We start from the raw sequence: 9,093 nt of genomic DNA on the forward strand, positions 1-9,093 counted from the left end.
AAAATCTGTTAATTAGATAGAATATTCGATATTTGCAAAGAATCAATCCTACAATGGTTAAAAAGCTATTTTATCTACTATTATTCATTACAATTACTGCTCAGGCTCAGACAGTAAGAAAGTATTCTAATGAATTTTTAAATATAGGTGTAGATGCTTCTGCATTTGGTATGGCGCGAGCAGTGGTTGCTACTTCTGGAGACGTAAATTCAGGGTATTGGAATCCGGCTGGATTGGTACATGTCAACGATTATCAAGGAGCTTTAATGCATGCTGAATATTTTGCTGGAATTGCAAAATATGATTATGCTGCCTTTGCAATGCCTATTGACCCAGAAAGTACTTTAGGAATTTCATTAATTCGATTTGGAGTTGACGATATTTTAGATACTACCGAACTCATTGATAGCGAAGGTAATATTGATTACAATAGAATTGATCTTTTCTCAGCTTCTGATTACGCCTTAAATATTGGTTATGCACGTAAACTTTTAGTTCAAGAACTCAATATTGGATTCAATGCTAAAATTGTTCACAGGATGATTGGTGACTTTGCCTCTTCTTGGGGTTTTGGATTGGATGCCTCATTACAATTTGAGAGAAATGATTGGTATGTTGGATTAATGCTACGAGATATAACCACTACATTTAATGCTTGGAGTATTGACAGTGATAAATTTGAAGATATTCAAAATGCTGTGCCGGGAGAAAATGATGAAGAACCTGAAACACTTGAATTAACATTACCAAAAGCACAATTAGGTGTGGCTAGAAAATTTGAATTCAATAGAGACTTCAGTCTATTAGCTGAGTTTGATTTAAATATGAGATTCGCCAAAACCAATGACGTAATTTCTTCTGATTTTGTGAGTATAGATCCCGCTTTAGGATTTCAAGTTGATTATATTAATATGGTATTTTTAAGAGCTGGTGTGGGTAACTTTCAGAACGAATTGCAATTCGATAATAGTGAGTCTTTATCCTTCCAACCTAATTTAGGAGTTGGCTTTAGGTATAAAGGAATTCAAGTTGATTATGCATTAACAAATATTGGAAGTGTTGGAAATGCACTATATTCGAATGTTTTTTCCTTAAAAGTCAATTTTGAATATTTTAGATAAACTTAAAAGCATCCTGCTTCTTAGCTTATCCATTTTTTGGTTAAGTAGTGCCTCACAAATTCAATTATCAGATCAAGCTGAAATTAGCCTTATTACTTGTGGACCTGGATCAGAATTGTATTCAGCATTTGGCCATACAGCAATTAGAGTTCATGATTTAAAAAATAAAATTGACCTAATTTATAATTATGGTACATTCGATTTTGATGATCCTAATTTTTACCCAAATTTCGCTAAAGGAAATTTAGAATACTTTTTAAGCAGTTATGATTTTGGTCGTTTTTTAAGATCCTATCACAAAGAAAAGCGTTGGGTTAAGGGTCAAGTATTCAATTTAGATCAGGAAGATACACAGGCTATATTCGAATTTCTAGAAATTAATGCACTCCCGGAAAATAAAGTATATCTATATGATTACTTTTTTGACAACTGCTCTACAAAACCTTTGGATGTTCTTTATGAGGTATTAGGAGATAAAATTACAACTCCAACTATTTTTGATGACAAGGTAAATACCCATAGAGGATTAATTCAACCTTACGTTACAAATTTACCATGGGGTGATTTTGGTATTGATTTAGGCTTGGGTTCAGTAATTGATAGAAAAGTTACACCTAAAGAGTTTTTGTTTTTACCAGAGAACGTGTTAGACTATATGAATGAAGTTAATATTGTAAAAAGTGATACTTCTGAACCATTGGTTAAAAGAGTTGAAAATATCTTACTTGAACAAGAACAACCAATAGCTAAGCCTTTTTTAACTCCTTTTCTGTTTTTTAATTTAATTGTTCTCTTAGCAATATTTATTACCTGGAGGAACATTAAAAATAAAACCTTGGGAAAAGGTTTTGATTTCTCTTTGTTCTTTATAACTGGTCTAATTGGATTGGTTGTGCTGTTAATTTGGTTTGCAACAAATCATATTTCGTCTAAATACAATTTTAATGCTTTATGGGCTTTTGCTCCTAACCTATTAGTTGCATTTGTTTTATTCAAAAATAAACGTCCTCAATGGCTTAAAAAATATGCTTTATTATGTTTGAGTTTGTTGATTTTACTAATAATTTTCTGGATTTTTAAAATTCAAGTATATTCAATTGCAATCTTGCCGCTTACTATAGCATTAGGTATACGTTATTTTTTTCTTTGGAAATTGGCTAAATAAAGTACTATTGACCTCTGAAGAAGAGTACGGTTGTGATTGTTTTAATCACAATTCTAAAATCTAAAATTAAGTTACGTTCTTTTATATAATAAAGATCATAGCGTACTTTCAAATCATAGTCTTCTAAATTGTCTGCATATGGATGCATTACCTGCGCCCAACCTGTAAGCCCTGGTTTTACAACATGTCGAATAGCATAAAAAGGAATTTTCTCTTCCAAATCTTTTACAAATTCTGGACGTTCTGGTCTTGGTCCAATAAGGCTCATATCGCCTTTTAATACATTTAAAAATTGCGGTATTTCATCCAATCGCGATTTGCGCAAGAACTTTCCAAATCTAGTGATTCGAGTATCGTTCTTTTGAGCCCAAACAGCACCATCTTTTTCTGCATTTTGCACCATTGTTCTGAACTTAATCATAGTAAAAAGAACCCCTTTTTCCCCTACACGTTCTTGAGTATAAAACAATGTTCCTTTATTTCCAAATAGGTTACCAATCAATACAAATGGTAATACCATACTTAAAAACAAAACCCCTAATAAAGCTGCAACAATATCTATTAATCTAACAAAAATAAGGTATAACTTGCTTTGGTGTGATCTACTAAAATTTAGATAATCGTAAAAGGTATCTTTCATTTCAAGTTCAGGCACTAGATACGTTATATTCTCAACAAATTTTTTGGCACTTACTATTTGAATACCATTTTCAAATAAATGAATTAACTGATTATGAACCTGGGCAGATTGACGTAATGTGTTCTTACCTACAACAACCTCAGTAATCGCATTGTCTTTAACGACTTTTTCAAGATTTAAAACATCCGGACTAAAAAAATGACAATCTTTACACTCGACTATTTTTTTCGTACTTACATAACCAACAATTCTGTTATCTGCTGCCTTTTTTCTGATCAATTCAATCAAACTAACAACTTCTTTAGTATCTCCTATTAGCAATACGTATTTATGATATTTCGGCAGAAAAACAAAGGTTACATAAGCAAATCTCCACAAAACCAAAGGAATAAATATCGTTGCAAACAAATAGGCAATTTGCATTCTATTGTCAGGCAATACTGGAGCAATTATTGGCGTAAATATGTAAAAGAATGTAGTTAAAAAAGTAGTAATACCTATACTTTTAAAAATCAAAAAACGACTACTTGCATTTTTCAAATTATACATTTCAAATATCTGCCCTAAAAACAAGATGTAAATTGATAAAGTAATAAACCAGGTAACTTTATTGTCTTCTAGAGCATCGAAATAATGAAATTCTAAAAATTGTGTAGCAATTGTAATTCCAAAAATTACAACAAGAATATCAAATATCCTCAAAAAGAACTTTCGTTCAGAAATACTAAATAGCGATTGTTTGGACATGATTATAAGTTACCTCCAAATATATAATTTCTATATTGACTTATAAAACTTAAACATGACCAATTGACTAATTAGTATAATCGATTTAACGATACTGAACTTTTCGCATTCTCTATATATTGTCCAGTTATATTTTAAAAGTTTTACTTTATTCCTAGAAATTGAATCTTTTCGTTTATTATATAAAGCTAAGGGCTTATTGATTCCATGAGCTATAATACCGCTTCGCATTATCTGTAACCATAAAGCCCAATCTTGTCTTTTTCGAATTTCAGGAAAATAAGATTTCCCTAATTTATCTTTGTCATAAATTACTGTTAAGCAACCTAAATAATTATTCACAAGCATTTTTTTATAGTTTACTGATTCTAAGGCCTCTCTCCTTCCTTTCTTTAGAGAATTTTCTTGTATTGTATCATATGCTGTAAAAGTCAAAGAAAAATTATTGGATAACATAAACGAAATCTGCTCTTCCAATTTTTCAGGATACCATTGATCATCAGCATCTAAAAAAGCAATAAAACGTCCAACTGAAGCTTCTACACCAACATTTCTAGTATAACCTGCCCCTCTATTCTTTATATTCTCAAACAATTTTATCCTAGAATCTAATGTACAGTAGTTCTTAATTATTGAAGTTGAATTATCCTTTGAAAAATCATCAATAATTAATAACTCCCAATTAGCATATGTCTGATTTTGAACACTCTTAATTGTATGTTCGATAAAATCGGCTCCATTGTAACATGCCGTAATTACAGATACTAAAGGTTGATTAGTCATTTATTGTAGATATAAAACTTTTTCTTTTTGATGATTTAATTCCCAAATTAATTCCAAAGTCTATGCTATATTCTATATCACCCTTAAAATACTTTTCAATTTCGTCTGAAAGCATTTGCATTTCTTTATTGTCTAATATTTGCTCAATTTTAAACTCAATATAGCCTTTATGAGTTTGAATAACCTGATAAGTCAAATTTAATTGATGATTCGAACTTAAATTCTTGAAGATGTAGTAAAAATACAAATTTGGATAATTCAAATTTGTACCATATACAACATTTCCAACTCTACCCGTAACTTCTTCTATAATAGAATGCTTCATTCCACATTCACATTGCTTATTTGACAATTTTATATAATCACCTAATTTATATCTGATTACTGGGAAACTATGCATTTGGAGGTTAGTAACAACAATTTCGTTATCTAGTTCTTCTACAATAACACCCTCCATATTAATATGCATACTACCATAAGGACATTCAAAAGCAATAATGCCGGTTTCTGCAGCTCCGTATTCGCTTATAATCTTTGTGCCGAATGCTTTTTTTACTTCTTCATGATAACTCCCGTAAATTTTCTCAGAAGTTCCTTTAACCATTTTTAACGGTATTTTTAGCTGTAAATTCAGCCTGTTCATGGATTTAGCAACTTCATATATCATTGATGAATATCCATGAAGATAAACGGCCTTATTCATTTTTTTTACAAATGAGTTAATTTCTGTTTGTTCAAATGAAAACATTCGAAATCTATTTTGAAATGCATCAAACATTCTCGTTTTGGTCTTTTTAAAATAGGAGAAGTCAAAACCCCAAAAATATCCATTTCGTTCCCATGGCTTAACATTATACCAAGAATAACCTCGAAAAATACTTGCTCTGTTAAATGAATCGGCTTTTTCATCTCTTAAAAATTCTAATGGATTTCCGGTTGAACCAGAAGTATTTGCTTTAAAACTCTTCTTGAATTTGAGATTTGTATGAATTATGGAAACATTGTCTATAAATTCTTGTTTTTCAACAGTTGGTATTTTAGATAAATCTTCTAAAGATTTAATGTCACATGGATGAACTTTGTTACGGTCAAACGACGCTTTATAAAATTGAGAATGAGTGTAGGCTGTTTTTAAAATTTCTTGCAACTTTTGAAGCTGATAAGCTTCCAATTCAGTCTTACTCCATACTTCTGATTCTTTCAGAAAAGCATAGGTTTTATTTAAACTAGGATTTCTTAAGAATTTACCAAACTGAAATAAAAACTTATGCATCATAATTTAGAAATTGTAACCATGATTTAAGAACTAATGCATCATCGTATAGTTCAACTTTTTTTCGCGCATTTAGTGCAATTGATTTTGACAACTTATGGTTGGAAATCAATTTTTGAATGCAAATAGACATAGCATGAACATCGTTTGAAGGAACCAAAAATCCTTGTTTACCATCTTCAATAAAGTGAGGTATACCTCCAACATTTGTTGAGACGATTGGCAAACCTAATGCCATGGCCTCTATTAAACTTACAGGTAAATTATCAAAATTAGTCGTATTGATAAATATATCGAACTCTTTGGTTTTAAGAACCCAATCTTCTTTGGTCAATCTACCTGTAAATTCCACGTATGCCTCTAAATTCAATGATTTTGTTAAAGATTTCACTAAATTAAGACTTCCGTCTTTATCGGGTCCTACCATACACAAGGTTGCATTGGGATTCATTTTACGAACCTCTTGAAGCACATGTATTGCCATTTTAGGATTGTAAATCTCATCAAAGGCTCTAATCCAAAAAAGTTTTGGTTTAAACTCTTTGCGTTCTTTAAATTGGTAGTTTGCTAAATTTAAACTATTCGGGATTTCTTTTACTTGAAAGTTGTGCTTTTTAAATTCTTTCTTTAAATACGGTGAAGGGGCAATATTAATTAGACTTTTTCCAAAAAGACTTTCACTAAACCTTTTACTTTTTTGTATACGCACAGGCAAATTACCCCCATGTAATATTGGTATATAAGGAATCCTTAACCATCTACATAAACGTCCTATTATTACAGCATAATAAAAATTAAATGTACTATAAGTATCTATTAAAACATAAGATGCATTAGAATTTTTAAATACACCAAAGATCATTGAAATCAAACGAAACAATTGTTTTTTTTGCTTAGAGTATACTTTTACATCTATTCCAGCATCCTTTAAAAGCTCACTCAATTTTATAATTGTAGTCGGATTTGAAGATTTTAGGTTATTTCCTATGTAAATTATTTTCAATGCTCTAGTTTCTTTTGTTGTAATGTGATTTGAATTAAAGATAATCCATAGATAAATCCAGGAAAAGAGACTCGCATAGCAGAATGATTAATTGTTAGAAACCATAAGGTAAAGAAAGCTCCTAAATAACCCCAAGCATAGATAGGTTGTTTTAATGCATTTGTAATTGGAGTAAAGAAAAGTAGCATTAATATTATAATTCCAATCATACCATGTTCTCCTATCATTCTCGTAACCTCGTTATGTGAGGCTGCATAAATACCCGTTTCTTCATACCGCCTATATTTAGAACTTCCGACACCTAAACCAAAAATTGGGTTTTCAAATAAGCCAATTAATTCAGTATCTATTATCTCTAACCTTCCAGAAGTAATATCAGCCTTTTCAACACCACTTGCATTCTTATTAGTATACCTATTTTGTAACATACCTTCTGTTGCATTCATAGTATAAATAAAAAGTATGATTAAGAATACCAAGCCAAATCCAAGGAACTTAACAAAAATCTTCACACTATCTTTTCTTGCATATATTAAAAATGACCCAAGTATAACAATTGAAAATATTGCAGTAACAAACCCTCCTCTAGAAAAAGTCAATAAATTTCTGTACAAGATATATGTTAGTAAGAAAATATCAAAAATGAAAAAACCAGAAAACTTCTTTTTTGTTAATAAATGTGCAACAATAACAAATGCACCTACCCCTAACATAGTAGATACTTGATTAGGTCCATAACCTCCTGATGCAGCAAAACTAGCAGTACCTCCAAATCTTATTTCTTCAATATTCGGAGTCTTAAAGTATAGAAAACTAATCATTGAAACCACAGGTAAACCAAGACAAAATAATATATCTAATAGTTTATTTAAAGTTATTTTTCTTTTATAAAAATAGATTGCTACAAATCCTAAAGAAATTGGTCCACTTAAATTGAATAAAACATTTTTTCGAATAGACTCTGAGAATGGAACTTCTGTAAAAACAACTCCAATTAATAATAATAAAATATAGATTAAAAATAACGGAGAAAAATAACTCCGCTTTTGTTCAATTATTAAACCAAACAAAACAAAAAATACAATTAAATATTTATGCATTTCATACAAGAACAACCCACCACTCATTCGGAACAGAACATCACTTCCTGCTAAGTAAGCCGAAAAAAGTGCGACTTGCTCACCAGCATTTTTAAATTTAAATATAGATAATAATCCTAGAGGTATAATAGATAAAGCATACAACTTTGAAATAATACCATTTAACATTAGAAACCCTAAGATCAAATGAAAAATTACTAATATGAATTTAAATCTATAACTCAATCTACATATAACTTTAAAAGTTTGTCAATATAGGATTTTTTAGAAAATTTTACTTTTATTTCGGAGTGTAGATTTTGACTAAACTTTTCTCTTATATCATCATTTTCTATTAACAATTTCAACCCATTTGATAAGCTCAAAACATCATTAGATTCTACTATTAATCCAGAAATATTATGTTTAACTACTTTAGATATTTCACCAACATTTGTAACTACAGTTGGTAATTTTGCTAATCCATATTCTAATAATGACACTGGCAATCCCTCTGATAAAGAAGAAAGCACTCCAATTGAACTCTGATTTAATATATTTTCAATATCAATACAATTGTGATATACAAATACTTTATCAGATAATTTATTTTGAAAAATATATGAATTCATATTTTCAAAATAATTTTTATCTACAACATTACCTACTAGGTGTAATGTCCAATCAAAAGACATTACTTTTTCAAAAGATTTCAGTAAAAGAAGATGATTTTTCTGTTCTCTAAAACCTGCAACACAAACTATACGTTTGTCCTTTACTCCAAATAGTTTTGTAATACTATCTGATTTTTCAAATTCAGGATAATTATTAAGTTGAACTACTTTATCACATCTCAAATTAAAAGAATTCCATTTAAACAGTTTAGAATTTACAACAACAATTGCATTAAACCAATTAGAACAAAACTTTAGTACTCGCTTTCTTCTCTTGTAAAGATATTCACTATTTCCATAATGATCATGCCAGATTAAATTTAAACTAGGATTAAATAGTTTAATTATCCAACCAATAAAAAAAGATGATGAATGTGCATGAATACAATTGATATTATGTTTTCTAACAAAAACAACTAAATTCTTAATGGCTTTTACATCAATTGTCTTTTTTCTATTCAAACAAATATAGCCGACTTCTGGCTTTAATTTAGCTTTAAGTTGCCCTTCACTCCTTGTCGCACATAAATAGGATGCAACATCGATTTCAACCAAGGCATTTGCAGTTTGAATTGCCATCATTTCTGCACCTCCAACAGCCAATGAAT

Annotated in this window: 8 protein-coding genes; 2 read left to right on the forward strand and 6 right to left on the reverse strand. The window is 29.9% G+C overall.

Annotation, left to right across the window (positions count from 1 at the left end):
• The first annotated feature begins 53 nt into the window (after positions 1–53).
• Together ACYQ5R_RS09950 and ACYQ5R_RS09955 are read left to right on the forward strand one after the other, a co-directional pair.
• On the forward strand, positions 54–1,121 hold the full coding sequence (locus ACYQ5R_RS09950) for a putative type IX sorting system protein PorV2 (protein WP_460190789.1): 1,068 nt from the start codon (positions 54–56) through the stop codon (positions 1,119–1,121).
• Entirely contained in the window at positions 1,105–2,286 is a 1,182-nt protein-coding gene (locus ACYQ5R_RS09955; protein WP_460190790.1) for a lipoprotein N-acyltransferase Lnb domain-containing protein, read from the forward strand. The genes ACYQ5R_RS09950 and ACYQ5R_RS09955 overlap by 17 nt, the downstream gene beginning before the upstream one ends.
• A 4-nt stretch (positions 2,287–2,290) precedes the next feature.
• Here ACYQ5R_RS09955 and ACYQ5R_RS09960 read toward each other — a convergent pair whose 3' ends face one another.
• From ACYQ5R_RS09960 to ACYQ5R_RS09985, 6 genes are read right to left on the reverse strand one after another with little or no spacing between them, the layout of a single operon-like run.
• Positions 2,291–3,673 carry a sugar transferase gene (locus ACYQ5R_RS09960; RefSeq protein ID WP_460190791.1) on the reverse strand — a complete coding sequence of 461 codons (1,383 nt, stop codon included), beginning with the start codon at positions 3,671–3,673 and terminating at the stop codon, positions 2,291–2,293.
• A gap of 30 nt (positions 3,674–3,703) precedes the next feature.
• Positions 3,704–4,456, reverse strand: coding sequence for a glycosyltransferase family 2 protein (locus tag ACYQ5R_RS09965; RefSeq protein WP_460190792.1), 753 nt, complete (start codon positions 4,454–4,456; stop codon positions 3,704–3,706).
• Positions 4,449–5,732 carry a phenylacetate--CoA ligase family protein gene (locus ACYQ5R_RS09970; protein WP_460190793.1) on the reverse strand — a complete coding sequence of 428 codons (1,284 nt, stop codon included), beginning with the start codon at positions 5,730–5,732 and terminating at the stop codon, positions 4,449–4,451. The genes ACYQ5R_RS09965 and ACYQ5R_RS09970 overlap by 8 nt, the downstream gene beginning before the upstream one ends.
• Complete coding sequence (locus ACYQ5R_RS09975; RefSeq protein WP_460190794.1) at positions 5,722–6,732, reverse strand: glycosyltransferase family 4 protein; 1,011 nt, start codon at positions 6,730–6,732, stop codon at positions 5,722–5,724. Before ACYQ5R_RS09975 ends, ACYQ5R_RS09970 begins: the two co-directional genes overlap by 11 nt.
• Complete coding sequence (locus ACYQ5R_RS09980; RefSeq protein WP_460190795.1) at positions 6,729–8,057, reverse strand: O-antigen ligase family protein; 1,329 nt, start codon at positions 8,055–8,057, stop codon at positions 6,729–6,731. The genes ACYQ5R_RS09975 and ACYQ5R_RS09980 overlap by 4 nt, the downstream gene beginning before the upstream one ends.
• Complete coding sequence (locus tag ACYQ5R_RS09985) at positions 8,054–9,088, reverse strand: glycosyltransferase family 4 protein (protein WP_460190796.1); 1,035 nt, start codon at positions 9,086–9,088, stop codon at positions 8,054–8,056. The genes ACYQ5R_RS09980 and ACYQ5R_RS09985 overlap by 4 nt, the downstream gene beginning before the upstream one ends.
• Positions 9,089–9,093: the final 5 nt, after the last annotated feature.

This window comes from Urechidicola sp. KH5 (genome assembly GCF_054661455.1).

Excerpts from the sequence above, each read along its gene's own strand:
- ACYQ5R_RS09965 (WP_460190792.1), bottom strand. The coding sequence starts at position 4,456 with ATGACTAATCAACCTTTAGTATCTGTAATTACGGCATGTTACAATGGA.
- ACYQ5R_RS09950 (WP_460190789.1), top strand. The coding sequence starts at position 54 with ATGGTTAAAAAGCTATTTTATCTACTATTATTCATTACAATTACTGCT.
- ACYQ5R_RS09970 (WP_460190793.1), bottom strand. The coding sequence starts at position 5,732 with ATGATGCATAAGTTTTTATTTCAGTTTGGTAAATTCTTAAGAAATCCT.
- ACYQ5R_RS09960 (WP_460190791.1), bottom strand. The coding sequence starts at position 3,673 with ATGTCCAAACAATCGCTATTTAGTATTTCTGAACGAAAGTTCTTTTTG.